Source organism: Nocardioides albus, assembly GCF_014648255.1.
Taxonomy (GTDB): Bacteria; Actinomycetota; Actinomycetes; order Propionibacteriales; family Nocardioidaceae; genus Nocardioides; species Nocardioides albus.
This window is the reverse complement of record NZ_BMQT01000001.1, coordinates 711,510-731,656: the sequence shown is the minus strand read 5'-3', so window position 1 is coordinate 731,656 and position 20,147 is coordinate 711,510. Positions and strand designations below refer to the sequence as shown.

Below are 20,147 nucleotides of genomic sequence, written 5' to 3'. Positions count from 1 at the left end.
GAGTACTTCTTCGGCATCGTTCCCAATCCTGTCAAAGATCACGGAACGAAACCCAGGGCGAATCAGTGGTGCCGGATGCGGCCGCGGACCGGCTCGCGACCAACCTCGAAGCGTTCGCCTCGCCGCGGCGTGATGACGGCACCCGCACCGAGACCGGCGAGTACCTGCCTTACGACCGCAGACTTGGGCGAGCGTTCTGCCAGATGCTGGAGACCCTCGACCCCAGCCGGTTGCCGATCCATGGTGGGGATGCGACCACGGTGATCGTGACCGTTGACCTCGACCAGCTCCGCAAGGACGCCGGCATCGGCCAGATCGTGGGCGGCAGCCCGATCACCGCAGCCGAAGCCAGACGGCTCGCCTGCACCGCGAACATCATCCCGGCCGTCCTCGGCGGTGCCTCCGAGGTCCTCGATCTTGGTCGGATGCAGCGATTCTTCACCGCCGCCCAGCGCCGTGCCCTCCTGCTGCGGTCGGCAACGTGTGAGGCCGAGGGGTGTGACATCCCCGGGACCTGGGCCGAAGCACATCACTGGCTCGCCTGGAGCCAAGGTGGCCTGACGGACATCGACAACGCCGCCCTGCTTTGCAGTCATCACCATCACCGCGCCCACGACTCGGCCTACCTCCACGAACGCCTACCCAGCGGCGACATCCGGTTCACCCGACGCAGATAGGCCGAGGACTCACCCCTATTCGGGTCCACGACGGGCCCGCTCCGGCAATCAAGGCGGGCCGGTCTACATCCCGAGGTTGCGCCGCGCGACCATGGCCGGGGTGACCTCCAGGGCCGCCTGCTGGGATCGAGGCCCCGACCGGCGGGGGAACCGGTCAGGGCCTCGGGCTCTGAGGCAGCGGCGTCGATCAGCCGGTCTGATCAACCGCGGTGCTGTTCGAGGATGTGGGCGATCTCGGTGAAGCCGCGGTTGCGGGCGTGCTCGAGCGGGGTCACGCCGTCACGGTCGGCGATGCTCGGGTCGGCGCCGTGCTCGAGCAGGCTGCGGACGATGCGCTGCCAGCGGTCGGACCCCTCGCCCAGGATCACGGCCTCGAGCAGCGCGGTCCAGCCGAGGTCGTTGACGTGGTTGACATCGATGGCGGTCTTCGCGACCCGCGCGACATAGTCCGCATGGCCGCGCTCGCTGGCCGGGATGATCGAGATGCCGCCGTAGCGGTTGCGTACGGTCAGGTCCGGGTCGACGGTGAGCAGGAGCTCGGCCATCGGGACGCTCCCGGTGACACCGGTGACCAGCCAGGGCGTGTCGTGCTGGCCGTCGAGGGCGTCCGGGTCGGCGCCGAGGAACACGAGCAGCCGGGCCGTCTCGAGGTGGTCGTCGGTTACCGCGAGCAGCAGCGGCGTACGCCGGTTGCTGTCGCGTGCCTCCAGGTCGGCGCCGCCGCGGAGCGCCGCGGCAGCCGAATCCGTGTCTCCCGAAGACGCCGCCTGCAGGAGCTGCCGGTCATCGTCGGCGGTCTCGGCCGAGGCCGTACGCAGCGTCGACACGATCGCGTCGAAGCCGCGCTCCTCGGCGTGCTGGAGGGCGGTCTTGCCGTCCCGGCCCGCCTTGACCGAGACGTCCACGCCGGCCGCGACGAGGACCCTTACGGTGTCGGCCGCGTCCGGACCGTCATCACCCAGCACGACCGCCTCGTGCAGCGCGGTCCAGCCCAGGTTGTTGACGTGGTCCAGGTCGATGCCGGCCTGCACCAGCCGGCCCACGATGTCGGCGTGGCCGCGCTCGGCGGCGCGGATCAGCGCGGTGCCGTCGTAGGAGTCCTTGGCGTCGATCTCCGCGCCGTTGCGGAGGGTCAGATCGAGCAGGTCGATGTAGCCCTCGCTCGCGGCGATGAGGTAGGCGCTCTCCTTCTTGTCATCGGCGTAGTTCACGTCCGCGCCGGCCTGGATCAGCTCACGGGCTCGCGCCACGTCGTTGTCCCAGGCGGCCTTGATCAGCTGCTCGTTCATCCGCTGTCGCTCCTCGGGGTCGGGGGTGCTCTTCGCCGTCTTCGGTGCCGCGGCCGCTGAGCTCGAGGCGGAGCTCGACGGCGAGCTCGAAGGAGACGGTTCGGCGGTCTCCGACGGCGCTGCGCCGCAGCCTGCCAGAAGCACGGCCAGCGCTGCGGCGGCCACCGGCCACCGCAGCGCCGGCCATACCGATGTGGGCAGGGTCATCGCGGCATCCGGGCGGTGACGATCTCGTACGGACCCTGCGCGGTCTGCTCGTCGAAGTGGCTGTCGACGAGCAGCATCCGGCCGTCGAGCAGCTTGCCGGTCGTGAGCACGCGGTCCGGGTCGGTGGCACGCGAGGAGACGTACTCCGCCGAGGTGGCGGACGGGTTCAGCTCGAGGTGCACGAGCTGCTTGTCGAAGTTGCGGATCACCGCGAGGTCGCGGCCTTGGCGGACCAGACCGTCGGCGTTGCGCAGGTCGGCGCCGTCGGTGTCGATCTCGCTGACCTCGCCGGTGGCGATCGAGAAGCGCCACAGCTGACCGGTGGTGCCCTGGGCGACCACGAACGCGGAACGGTCCTGGCTGAGCACGATGCCACCGAGGTTGAAGCCCTCCTGCGGGGTGATCAGCGAGCCGCCGTCGGCCCACTCGGTGGCCTGCCAGCCGTCCGCACCTTCGGCGACGCGGATGATCGTCGGGTCGTTGGAGTTCGTGAAGTACGCAGCCCCGTCCGGCCCGATCGCGACGTCGTTGAGGAACGCGTTGTTGTCGGGAACGCGAAGAGCGGCGAGCAGGTCGCCCTCGGGGCTGTAGACCCACAGGTCGGGGCGGTCGTTGCCGGTGCCGTTCGGGCCACCGGCGATGTAGACGCGGCCTTCGTCGTCGACGGTGATGCCGCGGGCGGTGTAGCGGCCGTCGGTGCCGTCACCGGCCAGCCACTCCTCGGCCTGGGCCCGGTCGGCGGAGCCACGCTGGATCTCGCCGCCGGTGACCTCGCTGACGTAGAACCGCCCGGACTCCTGGTCCACGCCGATGCCCTCGAACTTCGAGCCGCCCTGAGCGGACGGGTCACCCTCGAGCAGGTAGCTCGCGGGGCGGCCGTTGCCCTCCGCGGCGCCGGCCGCGGTGCCGAGAGCGGTGAAGGACAGGGTGGCCGTGGCGGCGATGCCGGCGAGTCCGGCGAGGGCGGCGATTCGAGACGTACGCATGATGGTTCTCCTCAGGTGGTTCGAGCTGATGCATCAACCATCGCTGTCGACGAGGGGTCCGGACATCGGGTGACCGGCGACGTCTGGATAGCCGTCCGGCGACACCCCGGATAGCCGATCGGATGATGCCGGACAGCCAGCTCAAGACCTAGCCTGGGAAGACCATGTCGACCGATGCCGCGCCCACCCCAGCCCCGAGGCCTGCCGCCGGCGGGATCCTGGCCGGCCAGGCGATGCTCGACCGCTGGCTGCACATCTCGCTGGTCGTGCTCGTCGTCGCCTCGGTCGCCCGCTATCTGCAGGGCCACGGCCTCGGTGACCAGGCCGAGGTGGTCCTTCCCGGTGCGGTCCTCCTGCTGGTCGCGTACGCCGCGGGCCGCCGACTCACGGGCACGGCCGCGGTCGTCTGGCTGGCCGCCGTGATCGCCTGCTGGACCGTGCTGGCGCTGATCGCGCCGTCGTTCTCGTGGGCCGCGGTGCCGCTGGTCTTCCTGGCGCTGCGGGTCCTGCCGTTCCGCTGGGCGGTGGCGGTCACGGTGTTCCTCGTCGCGGTCGTCGCTGTCGCCTGGAGCCGGATGACCGGTCTCGCCGACCCGACCGTCCTGCTCGGCCCGGTCTGCGTCGCGGTGCTCGCGGTGACCGCCTACCGAGCGCTCGAGCGTGACGCGGTCACCAGGCGTGCGCTCCTCGCAGAGCTCGAGGCGGCCCAGGACGAGGTCGCCGACGCCGAGCGTCGAGCTGGCGTCGTGGCCGAGCGGGCGCGGCTGAGCCGGGAGATCCACGACAGCGTCGCCCAGGGGCTGACCAGCATCAACCTGCTGCTCCTGGCGGCCGACCAGGAGTGGGAGTCGCGCCCGGCCGACGCCCGTGACCATGTCGATCAGGCGGCGACGATGGCCCGCTCCTCGCTCGATGAGGCGCGGCGGGTCGTACGCGACCTCGCCCCCACCGAGCTGACCGGCGGATCGGCCCTGGTCACCGCCGTACGCCAGGTGGCCGACGACGTCGCCGCCACCACCGGGCTCACCGTCCCGGTCCACGTCCACGGCGACCCGCACGAGGTCGGCGGGCGGGTGGCGACAGCCGTCGTACGCACGTTGCGGGGCGCCTTCGCCAACGTCGCCGAGCACGCCGGCGCAACCACCGCTGTCGTCTCCCTCACCTTCCACGAGGGCGGGGTCGCCCTGGACGTACGCGACGACGGCGCCGGGTTCGATCCAGCCCAGCTCAAGGACGAGTCGGACAGCCTGCGCGGACACGGCCTGGCCGGAATGCGGGCTCGCGCCCGCCTGCTGGGTGGAGACTTGGTCGTCGAGAGCGCCCCGGGCGAGGGCACGGTGGTCGCGGCCTCTTTCGCGGCTGGACAGACACCATCTCAGGGAGAGGAACGTCGTGGCTGAACAACGCATCCGAGTGGTGCTGGTCGACGACCATCCGGTCGTCCGGGCCGGCGTACGCGCCCTGGTGGACGCCCAGGACGACCTGGACGTCGTCGGCGAGGCGGCCGACTCGACCCAGGCCGTCGTCGTGGTCGGCGAGACGAAGCCGGACGTCGTGCTGATGGACCTCAGCCTCGGCGAGGGGCCGGGCGGTGCCGAGACCACCCGGCTGCTCCGCGAGCTGCCGGAACCGCCGCAGGTGCTCGTGCTGACGACGTACGACACCGAGGCCGACGTCCTCGAGGCCGTCGACGCCGGTGCGTCGGGCTATCTGCTGAAGGACGCTCCGCCAGAGGAGCTGTTCCGGGCGATCCGCGGCACCGCACGCGGCGAGACGGTGCTGGCGCCGTCCGTCGCCACCCGGCTGCTCCAGCGGGCCGCCTCACCGACGCCGAAGGTGAGCCCGCGAGAGGTCGAGATCCTGCGGTTGCTCGCCAAGGGCCTGGGCAACAAGGAGATGGCCCGCGAGCTCCTGGTCAGCGAGGCGACGGTCAAGTCCCACCTCTCCCACATCTACACCAAGCTCGGCGTCGACACCCGCGCCGGCGCCGTCGCCACGGCGATCGAGCGGCGCATCCTGCGCCCCTGACGCCCGGCGACGGCACCCGGCGCCTCAGCAGGTCGCCAGCAGCATCGGCTCCAGCAGGAGGCCGAGGTCGTACGGCGGCTCGGTGGCACCGGTGTAGTCGCGGCCGGTCCAGGCGAGGGTGATCTGGCGGCTTCCGTCGCGCGAGCTCCAGTTGATCGACTGGGTGCCGAAGTGGGCGCCGTCGTGGCCGTAGAGGTATTCCCCGGCGACGCAGGGGTCGTCGACACGATAGATGCCCAGGCCGTACGCCGGGTCGGCGCTGCCCGCGAGCGGCGGCAGCATGGCCTCGACCGAGGCCGGCGAGACCAGCTCACCGGTCAGCAGCGCCTCGTTGAGCGAGGCCAGATCGCGGGTGGTGCCGGTCCCGGCGCCGGAGGCGTGGAAGACGCTCGGGTCCAGGTCGGTCAGGGCCTGCCATCCGGTCGGGTCGGTCATGACCGCACCCTCGAGGAACGGTCCGCGGTTGTGCGAGGTCTCGGGGTAGTCGGAGCGGTGCGCCCCGGCCGGCTTGAAGATGCGCCGGCGGAGCAGGTCGTCGAGCTCCTGACCGGTCTCCTTCTCGAGCATGACGCCGAGCGCGACGTACCCGTAGTTGGAGTAGGAGAAACCTGTGCCGGGCTCGAAGAGCCAGCCGGCGGAGCGCATCGCGGCCAGGTGCTCGGCCTCGGAGTAGTGCTGCCCGACGGCATCGATGAACTGCTCCCACGAGCTGGGGTCGTCGATGCGGGTCAGCAGCAGCTCCTCAGGGCCGCGGGGGGCGCCGGAGCGGTGGCTGAGCAGGTGCTCGATCGTCACGCCGGCCGGGAAGGTCCCGGGCAGGACGTCGTCGGCCGGGGTGTCCAGGGCCCAGGTGCCGCGTTCGACCTCCTGCATGACCAGGGTCGCGATCAGCGTCTTGGTGTTGCTGGCGATGTGGAAGCGGTCGCCGTCCTTGGCCGCCTTCGCCTTGCCGGCCTCGCGTACGCCGCCGGCCCCCGACCACTCCAGCTCGGGCGTCTCGACGCGGGCGGTGACGCCCGTGGCCCCGTCGGCGACGAGGGCATCGACGGCGGCGTCCAGCTCGGCGGTGGCGGGAACGGCCGACTTCGCCCTCGATCCCTGCCGCTTGGCGGCCGCCCGCTCGGCGATCGCGGTCGCCTCCCGGGTCAGAGCGGTGGGGTCCTGCCAGTTCGCCGTCGGGTCTGGTGCCGGATCGGCGTACGCGGCGGGGACGGCGGTCAGAGGGAGAAGCACCGCGGCGATCGCTGCGGCACCGGTGCGGACGATGGTCCGAGACATGGCTGCTCCTGTCATTGGCTGTGGCCACCAGCCTGGCCTGAGCGGGTGTGCGCCCACATCAGCCTCGAGTCGGAGATCGGAACGACCGGAGTCAGCCTCGAAGCTGACGCCGCAGGGCGCGGGCGGCCTTGCCCTTGCGGGAGAAGAGGTCGCGGCGCTCGGCCGGTGTCATGGGCGCGAGCTTCTCGAGGACCGAGGAGGGGAAGCCGGCGACCTCAGGGGCCTCGCCGATCGGCACGGTGGTGTGGACGACCGGGGCTCCCGGGACGCCGCCCGCATCCTCGTCGTAGAGGTGGACCAGCGAGATCGCCTGGTGGCCGTCGACGGAGGCGGAGTAGCGGTCGAGGGTCGCCGGCGCCGCGGTGTAGCAGCTCGCGGAGGCGACCGAGACCGGGATGCCGGCGAAGGTCGTGCTGGTTGAGTAGTGCAGGTGACCTGCGAGAACAGCACGTACGTCGGTCCCGGCCAGCACCGGAGCAAGCCGGTCCTGGCCGTCGAGCTCGATGATCACGCTGGCCTCGTTGAGGGGGAGCGGGACCGGCGGGTGATGCATCGCGAGCAGGGTGCCGTGCGGCGCCGGCTCGGCGAGCACGTCGCGCAGCCAGTTCAGCTGGGCGTCGGTGATCTCACCGTGGTGCCACCCGGGCACCGTCGTGTCCAGGGCGACGATCCGTAGGCCGGCGATGTCGTAGACCCGGTCCTGCGGCTCGTCCGAGGCCTCGCCGAAGAGCACCTCGGAGTAGACCTCGCGCTCGTCGTGGTTGCCCATCACCCAGACGATCTCGGCTCCGAGGTCCGCGGCGACCGGTTCGACCTGCTCCCGGAGGCGTAGGTAGGCGTCGCGCTCACCGAGGTCGGCGAGGTCGCCGGTGAAGACGATGGCCTGCGGCGGGACGGTCATCGCCCGCAGCCGCTCCAACGCCCGCTCGAACCCAGGGGCCGGATCCACCGTGCCGAAGATCCGCCGGTCGCCGGCGTAGAGGTGGGGGTCGGAGAGGTGGGCGATGGTGTGGCGCGGGGCTGGATACTGACCGAACTGCACCTCGTCAGACTAGCTCCGCGGACGCAGGGAGAGGGCCAACCCGGCCAGCGCGGCGGCGGCCCCGCAGGCGACCGCGAACCACGGCAGGCTCGTCGGGATGCCGAGGTGCACGGTGATGCCGAGGATGCGCGAGAGACCCCAGGGGATGAGCGCCATCTGGTCGTTCCAGACGGTCAGGGCGCGCTCGGTGCCCATCAGCGCGACACCCGTGCCTCCGACGACGAGCGGGACCCCGGCCGCGATCAGGACGCGCCCGACCGCCCCGCGCCGGGTCAAGCCGTAGGCGCTCCGCAGGGCCAGCGCGGTGGCGAGGAACAGCAGGCCGAACCCGGCGAACGCGACGGTGATGTAGAACGTACGCGGCCCGGGCTCGGCCCAGAAGAGGTACCAGTAGCGGCCGGGCCCGCGGTTGACGAGAGCGGCCATCAGGATCACCGACCGGACCAGCACGACCGCACCGAGGACCGTCCACAGCGCGAAGGCGTCGCGGCGGCCGATCAGGAGCCGCAGCGTCAGTGCGAACAGGACCCAGGCGCCCACGGTCACCACCAGATGCGCCGGCGCCGCGAACCACGTCAGCGTCAACCGGCCGAGCACCAGCACCACGAGCGGCAGGACCAGCACGACGACCCGCTCCCAGCCTCGCACCGGTCTCTCCCGCAGGACGCGGCCCAGCCGCCAGGGCCGTGTCACAGCGGTCCGCAGCGGCCTGACCAGCAGCAGCCCGACCACGGAGAGCAGCAGCAGCCCGCGCGCGAGCCAGGCCATCGCCGGGTCACGGTCGGCCCGCAGCGCACCGATGTCGGCGGCGGTGAACTGGAAGGCGGGCCGGGCCTGGTCGGCACCGTAGGTCGACACGTGCGAGGCCCGCGATCTCTCGAACGCCGCCCGCGCCGCCTGCCACCGCTCGCGCGCCTGCGACGAGCCCGTGTCGAGCCATTCGGCGTGATACATCGTCATCGCGCGATAGTCACCGAGGACCTGGAACAGGTTGATCTCGTAGTCGATCGAGGCGAGGAGCTCAGCGCGCAGCGCCGGATCGCGCCAGGTCGCCGGATCGGTCCCGGCGACGATCCGCCGCATCGACTCGGCCGTCTCGATCGCGTCCCGGCCGCCCTCCACCGCCTCGTCCAGCCGATCCTTGCTGATCGCATGGATGCTGCTGAGGACGGCCGTGTCCCCGGTGACGATGTCCCACTCGAACAGCCACGTCTGGGGCGGGATCTCGAGCCCGAGCGCGCGCACCTGGTTCTCGGCGAACGGCTCGATGTAGAGGCCGTCGAGCACGGCTTCGCGGGAGAGTGCCATCGCCTCGCTGATCGCCCGCACCGTGTCCGGGTCCGAGCTGAACGTCGCGCGCGCCCAGTCGGCGGTGATCTCGCCCGGATCGGCCGAGGTGTCCCAGGCGAGCCGCGAGGCTGCGTACGAGTTGAGGTCCCACAGCTGCCAGAAGCCCTCGCGCAGATAGAGCGTGCGTGGACCAGCGTGGATCGGACCGCCCTCCTGGCTCCAGGCCCACACTCCCTCGATGTTCGGGTTGGCGTCGAGCAGCCGGGTCAGAGCGGCCGAGTAGGCGGGGGCGAGGTCGTTCGGGAGCGCCCCGAACCCCTCGAACTCGCGCCGGCTCTGCATCTCGACGATGCGCCGGTGACCGCCGACCTCGAGGGTCGGGTTCAGCGGGAGGAAGGAGTAGAAGTCGCCGGCGACGTGCTTGGTCGAGACGATCAGCGCATCGCTGTGCACGTCCCCGAGAACCTTCTCGTACGAGGCGGGGTTGGTGTGCAGGTCGCCGACCGCGCCGACGCCGACGCTCCAGGTCCGGAAGATGATCTCGCGATCCTGACGCTCGGCGACGGTCGTGAACGCGTCGAGCATCGCCTTGACCGCCGTGGGCGTCGTCACCGCGATCTGCGACCAGTAGTCCCAGCCGGGGAGCTGATAGATCTGGCCACCCTCGCCGATGCGGATCATCAGCCCCTCGATGTAGGGCATCTCGGTGAGGAGTTCCTCGAGCCCGGCGGCGTAGATCTCCCAGAGCTCCGGGTCCTCGGCACCGAGACCGTGCTCGTCGAGGTAGTCCTGGAGGGGCGTCGACAGGGCGAGCATGTCGGTGTTGAGGTAGACCTTCATCCCGGCGTCGTGGGCGTACTGCCACAGCGGGCCGAAGTGCTCGCGCATCGCGTGCGCCCTGGCGACGTGCGGGCTTCCCTCGTCCGGATAGATCTCGTCGCCGTCGCCGAAGCGGTCGAACGTGACGTACTCGAGGAAGCCGGGCATGACGATGCCGTTGTAGCCGCGGGCGAGCTGATGATCGACGTACGTCCGGAACTGCTCGGCGTCCTCGGCGAGCGCTTCGGTGTCGACGTAGGGCGCGTCCGAGAGGATCGCGTCGGCGAACTGACCGCTGTTGTGGGAGTACTCGTCGCCGGCCCGCCAGTCGGCCGCGGTCCCGGGGACACCGGCCGCACCCTTGTCGACCAGGCGCAGCGAGAGATCCGGCTGCTGCAGCGCGCCGTCCTCGCCGGGGGCAAGGAGCGGACGAGCGGCGCGTACCCGGTCGGCCAGCTGGTAGAGGCCGGCGGCGGCACCCGCCGCATCGGCGGCATCGAGCCGGATGTCGGCGCCGTCGCTCGTGGCCCGATAGGCCTCCGGGTCTGCTTCGAGGTCGGCTCCGGTCCGCACGGTGAGCGTGCCGTCGGCCTTGGTGCCGGAGTCGTCGACGGCCTGCTGGAACGCCTCGGCCGCCCGCCGGACCCGCGGGTTCACCTGGTCCTCGCCGGCCAGCCGCACTCGACCGACGGTGGGTGCGGTCGCGGTCCGCGAGGCCGCGACCGTCGGGGTCTCCGGCGCCGCCGTGACCGGCTCGGCGCTGATCCCGAGGAAGCCGGAGAGCTGGGTGGCGAGGACGAACCCGGCCGCCAGCAGGAGGACGAGCGCGGCGACCCAGATCGCCGGTGCCCTTCTAGCGCGCGTTGTCACGCGTGGATCGTAGGGGACGGTTGGACGTTGGCGGACTGCTTCCAAGGGTCAGTTGGAAGTCCTCGACAACTTCCAACTCACCTGCCTTTCGAGTGGTAAGTTCACCAGGCATGGACCCCGACAGGTACGTCGCGCCACAGTTCGGCAGCGCGACCAGGGAGCCGGGCAACAAGTGGGCCTACTGGTACTACCGACCGGCGTACATCCCGCGTGACCTGCCGTTGCAGCCGCTCACCGTGAAGGCGCTCTCGGATGCCGACGCCGCCCTGGGGCGCCTGCAGGGGGTGAGCGCGCTGATCCAGGATCCCGAGCTGCTCATCGGCCCGTACCTGACCCAGGAGGCCGTCGCCTCCTCGCGGATCGAGGGCACCCAGACCACGCTCAAGGAGGTCCTCCAGGCCGAGGCCGGCGGGCGGCCGGCCCCCGCGTCGGTGAGGAACGAGGACATCGCCGAGGTCAATGCCTACCTCGCCGCCACCCGCCAGGGCTTCGAGCTCATCAAGAGCTGGCCGCTCAGCCAGCGACTCGTCCTGGAGCTCCACAAGACCCTGCTCACCGGCGTCCGAGGCCACGAGCGTCACCCCGGCGAGTTCCGGCGGACCCCGGTCTGGGTCGGGTCGCCGACCGACAACCCCACCACGGCCGCGTACGTCCCGCCCCTCCCGCCCGACCTGCCGGAGCTGATCGCCGACTGGGAGGCGTACGTGAACGTCCCCGACCTCAGCCCGACGCTGGTGCGGTGCGCGCTGATGCACTACCAGTTCGAGACGATCCACCCGTTCCTCGACGGCAACGGGCGCATCGGGCGGCTGCTGATCAACCTGATGCTGATGGAGGAGGGGCGGATGACCACGCCGCTGCTCTACCTCTCCGGCTACATCGAGGCCCACCGCCAGACCTACTACCAGCGGCTGCAGAGCGTCCGGGAGCGCGGCGAGATGCAGGAGTGGTTGCAGTTCTTCCTCACCGCGGTGCGGCGCTCGGCCGAGGACGCCACGACCAGGTCCGAGCGTCTGGTTGCGCTCCGGGAGAGCTATCTCGGCGAGGCGGCCACCTCGCGCGCCAACCTCTCCGGACTGGTCACGCTCCTGTTCGCCAACCCCTACCTGACCGTGAGGCGTGTGCAGGACGCGACCGGGCTGACCAACCAGGGCGCACGCAACCTGATCCAGGACGCCGAGCGGCGTGGGTGGGTCGAACCGGCCGGCCGGTCCGGCCGCGGCGGCAGCCACTACTGGCTCGCCAGAGCGGTGATGGACGTGATCGAGGAACCGCTGGCGTACGGCTGAGAGTGCCTGAAAAGGCAGCTGGCCCTGGGGTGCACGAGTGCACTCCAGGGCCAGCTGTGCGACGGTGCCGGTCAGAACGTGGTGGGTACGATCTACCGGCTGTGCCGCGTTGCCTCAGCCGATATGGCTCAGAGCGAGCCCATCGGGGCCATCGGATTCGGGATCTGCTCGGTCGGGAGACCGTCGAACACGGGGCTGTCCTGCGGGATCAGGAAGGAGACCTGCTCGAGCTCGGCGGGCGAAAGGTCAGCCGGGGTGGCACCCGCGGTGATCTTGTCGTAGATGTAGCCCGGCGCGCCGATGTAGGCACCCGAGACGAGCATCGCGGCGCCCATACCGGCCTTGTGCGCGCCCTCGTTCCAGTCTTCCCAGGCCTGCAGCTGCTCCGGGGTCATCGGAGCGCCGGTGGCACCGGACATCAGGGTGCCCGGGGCACCGATCCAGGCGCCGCTGACCATCTGAGCGAGGCCGCCGGCGAGGAAGGAGCCGCCGATGATGAAGTCGTCCCACGCCTTCTGCGTCGAGGGCGAGAGGTCGTTGGTCGAGGTGCTGACCGAGGTGGTGGCATCGTCGGTGACCGGGGCCGCGGTGGCGGCTCCGGTCGTCAGTGCGAAGGCGACACCCGAGAAGGCGGCTACCGCCGCGGCGCGGCGGAGCATCCCTGTCTTCTTGCTCATTTCTTGCCTTTCGTCGTCAATTTCGAATCGAAACAACTTCATCGGGCGCGGGCATTCGAGACGAAACCGCAGCCTCTTCATGCCTACGTCCGCGTGACGACGCTATGGACAGCCAATGGTGGATACACACACCGACACGGCAATTTGGTTACCAAGGAAACGTAAACGTTTCATGCGGCTTCGAGACGTCGGTTCTGAGGTCGGTCGGCATCGCGAAGGGCCATCGGAGGCCGCTGGGAAATCGGTTCCCGGCAACGGCGATGCGCGCTACATTGCCGCGTCCTATTTCTCGGGACCCCCACTTGGAAGGCTTCGATGAGCTCGGCGACGTACGCCCCCGTGACCCCTCCTCACGGACAGAGACGAGGAGGCACGCTGGCCGCGATCGTCCTGGGGCTGCTCGGCGCGCCCCTGCTCCTGGTCGGTTCCGGGCTGGCCATCGCGACCGGCCCGGACGACGTGATGGTGGGCAAGGAGACCCCGATCGCCCAGGGCGCGGCGTACTCGACGCCGGAGGCGTTCGCCTTCGACCAGCTTCCGGTCACCGTTCGGGTTCAGGGGTCCGGGGAGACGTACATCGGAGTGGGCAATCCGGTCGACGTGCTCGACGTCGTCGAGGACACGAACGCCGTCGAGATCGCCAAGACCCCGTTGACCAGGGTGAGCGGCACCGCGGGTTCGGGGGAGCCGGTGCCGGATGCCTCCGGGGCGCCGTGGTGGCACGAGTCCGTCTCCGGCACCGGCACCCAGGAGCTGAAGGTGACGCTCGCGGGCGAGCCGGTCTCGTTCCTGGCAGCGAGCAGGAACGGTACGCCGATCAAGCTCTCCTTCGGCTACCGGTTGGACGGCCTCTTCGCGACCGCGCTGGTCGGTGCCGGCCTCGGCACCTTGCTCGTCCTCGGTGCGGTCCTGCTGCTCCGCGCGGGACGCGGGCGGAGGGACCAGTGGGAGCCGCCTCAGATGCCGCCGGTCCGGTACGCCCCGCACGCCCTGATGGGGGCGATCCCGACCGCACCGACGGTCGCGGTCCCCTCGGGACCCGTCCCGGGCCCGGCCCAGCGCCCGCCGGCGCCAGGTCTCTACCGCCGCCTCCGAACGGCAGCAGGCATCGGCGTACTCGGTCTCGGGCTCGCCGGTTGTTCGATGCCGGCCTCGGTGGAGCTGGCGACGGCCAGCAAGGTCTCCATGCAGAAGAAGGCCGTGGACGAGGTCATCGCCGACTGGAACAAGCGCAACAACAAGGCGATCAAGGCCAACCAGCCGGGGAAGTGGAAGGCCGAGGCATGGGCAGAGGCGGACAGTGGTCCGGTCCTGGCAAAGGACCAGCTCGCCTCTGCCGCGGGCAAGGGCTTCGATCTGCAGGATCGCGCGCCCACCTGGGTGGCGGTTCCGGGGCGAGTGTGGTCGGTGCAGCTCAGCGAGTACCCGATGTGGGCCGTCGTGGAGGTCGAGGTCAAGGGCGACAAGAAGGCCAAGCTGACCCGGATGGCGGTCTACGAGCAGCAGGACGCGCTCTCGCCGTGGAAGGTACGCAGCAGCCTCGCGGTCAGGAAGAAGGTGGTCCCGCCCGAGATCGAGGGCGCTGCTCCGGCCTCCCCGGAAGCGATGAAGCAGGTCCAGGACCTGGCCGGCAAGATCGACGCCTATCTGGAGAAGCCCAGGAAGGGCAAGAAGAGGATCGCTGGTCTCGGCGGGTCGAAGGCGCTGGCCGATCCGGGCAGCGACATCGCCGCGTACGCCGCGGACATGGGTGTCGACATGGTCAAGACGACCGCCGAGCCGTTCGACGAGACCAGCACGCGGGTGGTGCAGACCCCCGACGGAGTGCTCGCGATCCTGGACTTCACCGTCGACTCCACCGTAGGCGGCCAGGACGGCGAGTGGGAGTGGAACCCGCCGTACGACGAGTTCCGCAGCCGGGCGGGCAAGAACCTCTCGATCCGGACCGCGGTGACGGTCGCGCTGACGGTGCCGAACCAGGGGGATCCGACGGTCATCGGGGTCGACTACGGCGAGATCATGGGCGCCAAGGTGCAAGGATGACGCCTCCCAGGGTTCATCCGATGCTCGCCGCAGGACCCGGCGAGTTCAGGTCAGGGATCTAGCGTCGAGGCATGGATCATGCCGCGGCCGTGGGCCTGGCTCTCGCTGCATGTGTCCTGTTCTCGCTCTCCGCGGCGGTGCAGCAGCGAGCCAGCGCGCTCGCCCCCGGCCGCAGCGGCGGGATCTCCGGAGTCGAGCGGCTGATGCTGGCGCTGGTGCGCAACCCGCTGTGGGTCGCCGGGGCGGCGATCAACGCGGGCGGCTTCGGGGTGCAGGCGGTCGCGCTCCACCTGGGGTCGGTCTCGGTGGTGCAGTCGGTGATGCCGACGCAGCTGCTCTTCGCGCTCGTCTTCGCATCGATCGCCGCTCGCCACTGGCCGACGGTCGCCGACTGGGCCAGCGGGGCCGCGATCTGTGGCGGCGTGATCCTCCTGGTCACCGACGACCATCGCGGCGGCACCTACGCCGACGTCGGCCGCGTCGCGCTCTTCGCCGGGTGTGTGGCGGTCGTGATCTGCGTACTCCTGCTGGTGGCGCACCGGTTCCCGCCGCCGATCGCGGCGGCGACCACGGCCGTCGCGGCCGGATGCTCGTTCGCGACCACCTCGGTGCTGCTGAAGATCACCGCCGACCGGGCCGCCGCCGACGGCGTCCCCGGCATGCTCACGCTGCCGGCGTTCTACGGGCTGCTGTGCACCTGCGGCCTCGGGATCGTGCTCACCCAGGCCGCTCTCGCCGCCGGCCCGCTGCCCTGGGCGATGGCAGCGATGACGATCACCAACCCCACCGTCTCGTACGTCGCGGCCGTGGTCGCCTTCGGCGCCTCCGCCCCCACGCCGTGGGTCGCGGTGTGCGCCGGAGCGCTGCTGGTCGTCGGGATCGTCGGGCTCGCCCGGTCGAGGTCGGCGGCGAGGTGGACCCCGCCGCAGCACGAGCGAACCGAGGTCCCAGTTTCCTAGTGGTCCTGCATCGAGCGCGGCCAGGAGCGACGCCTGGTCGACTTGGGCTTGAGGTGCTCGGGCAGGGCGCTGATGTAGGGCGCGGCATGCCGGCACTCGCTGCAGGTGACGTCTCGATAGTCGTAGGAGGTCGGCGGATCTTCTCCGTACGCCCGACACACCGGCCCGAAGGAGTCGGCGAAGTGCGTCTGCTGCTGGGTGGTCAGCTCGCTCATGTGCGCCTCACGTGGTCATCGCTGGGAAGGATCTCAGTAAGGTAACGAGACTTCCACAGAAAGGGCACGGCCTGAGGCGCGGACAACTCGTTCAGGCGTAGCGCCGAGTCCGCCGGGAGGCTTGCCGCTGCCGGGACCGAGCGACGAGGTAGGTCGGTGTGGTCTCCTGCGCGAGGCTCTCGTGAAGCTCCAGCATCTCCTCGATCGTGCGCGCCCACGGGAACTGCTCGGCCCGCTCGCGGGCGGCGCGGCGGGTCGCCACGACCGGCCGCTCGGCGACGTCGATGACCGCGTCGGCCAGCGCTCCCGGATGGGCCGATGCCCAGGCTCCGCACCGGGAGTCGACGAGCTCACGGGCGCCGCCGCGGTCGGCGGTCACCACCGGCGTACCGCTGGCGAGGGCCTCCAGGACCGCCAGCCCGAAGGTCTCGCGGGGGCAGACGGAGAGGGCCACGTCGGCTTCACGGAGCGCCGCGGCGATGCGGTGGCGGTCGGCGACGTGTCCGTGGAAGACGACCGGTGCGCCGGCGGCGATCGCCTCGATCTCGGCACGGTGCGGGCCGTCGCCGTAGACGTCCATCCGGACGGCGAAACCGCGGCGATGCAGCTCGACGGCGGTGGCGACCGCGAGGTCCGGCGACTTCTCGCGGGAGAGCCGTCCCACGTGGACGAGCCTCAGTGTGTCGTCGCGATGTCCGAGCGAGGGCGGAAAGCTGTCCAGGTCGACGCCGAGCGGCACCTGGGCGATCGGGCAGCCGACGGCAGCAGCCAGCGGCTCGAACTCGTGCCGGGCGTAGTCGGAGGTCACCAGCACCTGGTCGAAGGAGCGCACCAGCATCCGGTTCAGGAGCGCGGTGGAGACCTTCGAGGTGGTGTCCATGCCGGTGTAGGTGGGCATGTACTCGTCGAGGCGCTCGTGGGAGAAGAGCACCGTCCCGATGCCCTGGCGCCGGGCCCAGCGGGAGACCGGAAGCATCGTGAACTTGTCGCTGACCTCCAGACTCGTCGGCCGGTAGCGGGTCAGCACGTCGGTCACTCGCCACGGCTCGAGGATCAGCCGGTAGCCACCGCCCACGCGCGGTGCTCTGAGCTGCACCACGTCGCCGAGGTCGGTCGAGGTGACCGCGTCGTACGGGCCGGGGACGACCAGGAGCCGGTCGTGGCCCGCCTCGAGATAACCACGGGCGAGGGCCTCCAGAGCCGTCTTCATCCCGCCGGAGGTGGGGCCGACGAAGTTCGCGAGCTGAGCGATGAGCACAGGCCAATCGTGTGGCATCGAAGTAGCCCACCGACGACCTCGATGTGACGCCGGCATGGCGAGGCGGCGTACTCGTCCAGGGGGACATCGAGCGGAGTAGCGTTGGGGCATGACCAACCTGGACGCGCATCCCGCCCCTGTCGAGTGTGTCGGTGGGACCGGCGACGAAGGCGTCGAGATCCAGATCATCGCTCCGCGAGACGTCCCGCTGGGTGGTCCTCGGGCGATGAACGTACGCCGCACGCTGCCCGCCCGGGCGCGGTCGCTGATCGGCGCGTGGTGCTTCCTGGACCACTACGGTCCGGACGATGTCGTGGTCTCCGGGGGGATGGAGGTGCCGCCGCACCCGCACACCGGCCTGGCGACGGTCTCCTGGCTGTTCACCGGTGAGATCGAGCACCGCGACTCGGTCGGCACGGTGGCGATGGTGCGCCCGGGCGAGGTCAACCTGATGACCTCCGGACGCGGGATCTCCCACTCGGAGAACTCGACGGCCGAGTCCACCGTCCTGCACGGGGCGCAGCTGTGGGTCGCTCTTCCCGACGAGTTCCGCGACGTCGAGCCGGCGTTCGAGAACCATCGCCCGGCGCCGATCGAGCGGGAGGGCGCGACGGTCCGGGTCTTCCTGGGATCGCTCCTGGGCGCGACCTCACCGGTGCGGACCTACTCCGAGCTCCTCGGCGCCGAGATCCTGCTCGAGCCGGGCACCCGGATCGAGATCCCGGTCGACGAGCGGTTCGAGCACGGTGTGCTGGTGGACACCGGCGAGGTGTCGATGACCGGTGTCGGCCCGTCCGGGCCGGCCTCGGCCGACGTGGAGAAGGACTCGCTCGCCTACGCCCCTCCGGGCGCGACGACGCTGGTCCTGCAGGCCGGCGAGGCCTGGACCAGGCTGCTTCTCCTCGGCGGTCCGCCGTTCGGGGAGTCGATCATCATGTGGTGGAACTTCGTCGGCCGCACGCACGACGAGGTCGTCGCCTACCGCCAGGAGTGGCAGGACCAGATCACCCGTGGCGGCGAGCTGGTCGAGGACTCCCAGGAGGTGGGCGCCGGGCGCTTCGGAGTGGTCGAGGGCAACGACCAGAAGCCGATCCCCGCACCCCCGCTCCCCAACGCGCGCCTCCGCTCGCGGTCCTAGGTGGCGTCCGGGCCCGCGTTCGGGCCAGCGTCCGGGCCAGCGTCCGGGCCCGTGCTTAGACTGCTGTCGTGAGCGACGAATCCTCAGACCCAGGAGTCGTGCTGGCGGTGGCGGTGGGCCGCAGCCGCAGCCAGGCCGCGGTCTTCGACCTCGCCGGACGCGAGCTGGCCGGCGACACCCGCGATCACGAGGTCGGCATCTCCGCCGAGGCGCTGATGCCCGAGGTGGTCGAACGGATGACCAAGATGGTGGCCTCCATCGACCTGCCGGTGCTGGCGATCGGGATGAGCCTGCCGGGCGTGGTCAACCCCGACCTCGGGATGAGCATCGACACCCCGGCGATGGGCGGCTGGGACGGTGTCCAGCTGGCCCCCTACTTCACCGCGCTCACAGACGCGCCGCTGATCCTCGCTCATGACGCGCACGCGCTGGCGCGCTCTGAGCTCTTCAACTCCGACCATCCCGTACGCAACGCCCTGGTCATCAAGGCCTCGACCGGTCTCGGCATGGGCATCATCACCGACGGCAAGGTCGTCACCGGTGCCCTCGGGGCGGCCGGCGAGATCGGCCACACCCGCATCGACGCGGCCGGAGACCGGCCCTGCCGCTGTGGCTCGACCGGGTGCCTGGAGACGGTCGCGTCCGGCTGGGCGCTCGCCCAGCGGCTGACCGACTCCGGCGTCCCCGCCGGTCACGTACGCGACCTGGTGGCCGCCGCGCTCGCGGGGGATGCTGTCGCGCGCGGGCTGCTGCGCGAGGGCGGACGACAGCTCGGTGAGGTCGTCGCCACGGCCGTCAACCTGCTCAACCCGGAGGTCGTCGTCATCGGCGGCGACATGGCCGGTGCCTTCGATCTCTACACCGCCGGGGTGCGCGAGAGCGTCTACGCCCGCGCCAACCCGATCGCCACCCGCGAGCTCACCTTCATGGCCCAGCTGCACGGCGACTCCTCGGGCCTGGTCGGCTGTGCCGCGATGGCGATCGAGTCCCTCTCCGACCCGCAGTGATCGTCGGCCTCCTCTGGCTGCTCGGATGCCAGCTGGCCGGAACCGCGATCGTCGAGCTGACCGGGCTCCCGCTGCCCGGACCCGTCGTGGGGATGCTGCTGCTCTTCGTCGTCCTGGTCCTGCGACGCCGTGACGGCGAGGACGACCCGGTCATCCAGGTCGGCGACTACTTCCTCTCCCACCTGCAGCTCTTCTTCATCCCGGCCGGGGTCGGCGTGATCGCCTACCTCGCGTTCATCCGCGACGCGGCCCTGCCGATCGTGGTCGCCCTGCTCGGCTCTTGGTTGCTCGGCCTGGTCACCGTGGGCTGGGTGCTCGGACTCTTCCTGCGCCGGGTGCCGGCGGTGGCCGGCACCGAAGGCGCGCCGGGGGAGGAGATCGAATGAGCGTCGTCCTGTGGCTGTTCGCGACGGTGGCTGCGTACGAATTCGGGAGGTGGCTGCGCAAGCGGACCCACTCGCCGCTCGCCCAGCCGGTCGCGGTCGGGATCGTGATCGTCGCGGCGCTGCTGGCGCTCAGCGGCACGACCTACGCCGACTATGCCGACGCGACCACGCTGATCAGCTTCCTGCTCGGTCCGGCCACGGTGGCGTTGGCGATCCCGCTCTACCACCAGGTCGCGCGGCTGAAGGGGATGGTGATCCCGGTCCTGGTCGCGCTGACCGCAGGCGCGGTGGTGTCGATGGTCAGCGGCATCCTGCTGGTGCGTTGGCTCGGCGGCAGCGACGTACTGGAGCGGACGATGGCGACGAAGTCCGTCACCGCTCCGGTGACGATCGCGCTGACCGAGCGACTGGGCGGGTACGCAGAGCTGTCAGCGTGCTTCGCGATCGTGGTCGGCATCCTCGGGGCGATGGTCGCACCGCGCCTGCTCACCCTGTTCGGGATCCGTGACCCACGAGCCCGGGGCATCGCCGTCGGTGCGGTCTCGCACGGCATCGGCACAGCGAGGATGCTGGAGGAGAGCCGAGTCGAAGGCGCGTTCTCCGGGTTGGCGATGGGACTCACGGCGGTGGTGACCTGTCTCTTGGTCCCGCTGGTGGCGTCCTTCCTCCTTTGAGCCGCGTCGCTGCCC

Annotated in this window: 18 protein-coding genes; 10 read left to right on the top strand and 8 right to left on the bottom strand. The window is 70.8% G+C overall.

Annotation, left to right across the window (positions count from 1 at the left end):
* Nucleotides 1-65: 65 nt before the first annotated feature.
* Nucleotides 66-677 carry an HNH endonuclease signature motif containing protein gene (locus IEY84_RS03325; protein ID WP_229788259.1) on the top strand — a complete coding sequence of 204 codons (612 nt, stop codon included), beginning with the start codon at nt 66-68 and terminating at the stop codon, nt 675-677.
* Nucleotides 678-877: 200 nt separating this feature from the next.
* On the opposite strand, the gene IEY84_RS03320 is transcribed toward IEY84_RS03325, so the two are convergent.
* Both IEY84_RS03320 and IEY84_RS03315 read right to left on the bottom strand, forming a co-directional pair.
* Complete coding sequence (locus IEY84_RS03320; protein ID WP_183542164.1) at nt 878-2,173, bottom strand: ankyrin repeat domain-containing protein; 1,296 nt, start codon at nt 2,171-2,173, stop codon at nt 878-880.
* Complete coding sequence (locus IEY84_RS03315; RefSeq protein WP_183542162.1) at nt 2,170-3,159, bottom strand: SMP-30/gluconolactonase/LRE family protein; 990 nt, start codon at nt 3,157-3,159, stop codon at nt 2,170-2,172. The genes IEY84_RS03320 and IEY84_RS03315 overlap by 4 nt, the downstream gene beginning before the upstream one ends.
* Before the next feature lie 164 nt (nt 3,160-3,323).
* Between IEY84_RS03315 and IEY84_RS03310 the strand changes: the two genes are divergently transcribed.
* Nucleotides 3,324-4,559: a sensor histidine kinase gene (locus IEY84_RS03310; protein ID WP_183542160.1), complete on the top strand. Its 1,236-nt coding sequence runs from the start codon at nt 3,324-3,326 to the stop codon at nt 4,557-4,559.
* On the top strand, nt 4,552-5,187 hold the full coding sequence (locus IEY84_RS03305) for a response regulator (protein ID WP_183542158.1): 636 nt from the start codon (nt 4,552-4,554) through the stop codon (nt 5,185-5,187). Before IEY84_RS03310 ends, IEY84_RS03305 begins: the two co-directional genes overlap by 8 nt.
* Before the next feature lie 24 nt (nt 5,188-5,211).
* Here IEY84_RS03305 and IEY84_RS03300 read toward each other — a convergent pair whose 3' ends face one another.
* From IEY84_RS03300 to IEY84_RS03290, 3 genes are all read right to left on the bottom strand, one after another.
* A complete protein-coding gene (locus tag IEY84_RS03300; RefSeq protein WP_183542156.1) occupies nt 5,212-6,465 on the bottom strand; it encodes a serine hydrolase domain-containing protein in 1,254 nt (417 codons plus the stop codon).
* Nucleotides 6,466-6,556: 91 nt separating this feature from the next.
* A complete protein-coding gene (locus IEY84_RS03295) occupies nt 6,557-7,507 on the bottom strand; it encodes a metallophosphoesterase (protein WP_183542154.1) in 951 nt (316 codons plus the stop codon).
* A gap of 9 nt (nt 7,508-7,516) precedes the next feature.
* Complete coding sequence (locus tag IEY84_RS03290) at nt 7,517-10,486, bottom strand: hypothetical protein (protein WP_183542153.1); 2,970 nt, start codon at nt 10,484-10,486, stop codon at nt 7,517-7,519.
* 110 nt (nt 10,487-10,596) lie between these two features.
* Between IEY84_RS03290 and IEY84_RS03285 the strand changes: the two genes are divergently transcribed.
* A complete protein-coding gene (locus tag IEY84_RS03285; RefSeq protein ID WP_183542151.1) occupies nt 10,597-11,775 on the top strand; it encodes a Fic family protein in 1,179 nt (392 codons plus the stop codon).
* Nucleotides 11,776-11,903: 128 nt separating this feature from the next.
* Here IEY84_RS03285 and IEY84_RS03280 read toward each other — a convergent pair whose 3' ends face one another.
* Entirely contained in the window at nt 11,904-12,452 is a 549-nt protein-coding gene (locus tag IEY84_RS03280) for a type III effector (protein WP_183542149.1), read from the bottom strand.
* Between the two features lie 315 nt (nt 12,453-12,767).
* Between IEY84_RS03280 and IEY84_RS03275 the strand changes: the two genes are divergently transcribed.
* Nucleotides 12,768-14,495: a hypothetical protein gene (locus IEY84_RS03275; protein WP_183542147.1), complete on the top strand. Its 1,728-nt coding sequence runs from the start codon at nt 12,768-12,770 to the stop codon at nt 14,493-14,495.
* Nucleotides 14,496-14,566: 71 nt separating this feature from the next.
* Nucleotides 14,567-15,454, top strand: coding sequence for a DMT family transporter (locus IEY84_RS03270; RefSeq protein ID WP_183542145.1), 888 nt, complete (start codon nt 14,567-14,569; stop codon nt 15,452-15,454).
* On the opposite strand, the gene IEY84_RS03265 is transcribed toward IEY84_RS03270, so the two are convergent.
* Together IEY84_RS03265 and IEY84_RS03260 are read right to left on the bottom strand one after the other, a co-directional pair.
* Nucleotides 15,451-15,669 carry a hypothetical protein gene (locus IEY84_RS03265; protein ID WP_183542143.1) on the bottom strand — a complete coding sequence of 73 codons (219 nt, stop codon included), beginning with the start codon at nt 15,667-15,669 and terminating at the stop codon, nt 15,451-15,453. The two genes, IEY84_RS03270 and IEY84_RS03265, sit on opposite strands and share 4 nt — an antisense overlap.
* A 91-nt stretch (nt 15,670-15,760) precedes the next feature.
* Nucleotides 15,761-16,945, bottom strand: coding sequence for a glycosyltransferase (locus tag IEY84_RS03260; RefSeq protein ID WP_221208446.1), 1,185 nt, complete (start codon nt 16,943-16,945; stop codon nt 15,761-15,763).
* Nucleotides 16,946-17,036: 91 nt separating this feature from the next.
* Between IEY84_RS03260 and IEY84_RS03255 the strand changes: the two genes are divergently transcribed.
* From IEY84_RS03255 to IEY84_RS03240, 4 genes are all read left to right on the top strand, one after another.
* Complete coding sequence (locus IEY84_RS03255; RefSeq protein WP_183542139.1) at nt 17,037-18,065, top strand: pirin family protein; 1,029 nt, start codon at nt 17,037-17,039, stop codon at nt 18,063-18,065.
* Nucleotides 18,066-18,133: 68 nt separating this feature from the next.
* Nucleotides 18,134-19,072 (top strand): ROK family protein, encoded by a 939-nt coding sequence (locus tag IEY84_RS03250; protein WP_183542137.1) that lies wholly within the window; start codon nt 18,134-18,136, stop codon nt 19,070-19,072.
* Entirely contained in the window at nt 19,069-19,458 is a 390-nt protein-coding gene (locus IEY84_RS03245; RefSeq protein WP_183542135.1) for a CidA/LrgA family protein, read from the top strand. Before IEY84_RS03250 ends, IEY84_RS03245 begins: the two co-directional genes overlap by 4 nt.
* Entirely contained in the window at nt 19,455-20,132 is a 678-nt protein-coding gene (locus IEY84_RS03240; protein WP_183542134.1) for an LrgB family protein, read from the top strand. Before IEY84_RS03245 ends, IEY84_RS03240 begins: the two co-directional genes overlap by 4 nt.
* Nucleotides 20,133-20,147 lie beyond the last annotated feature (15 nt).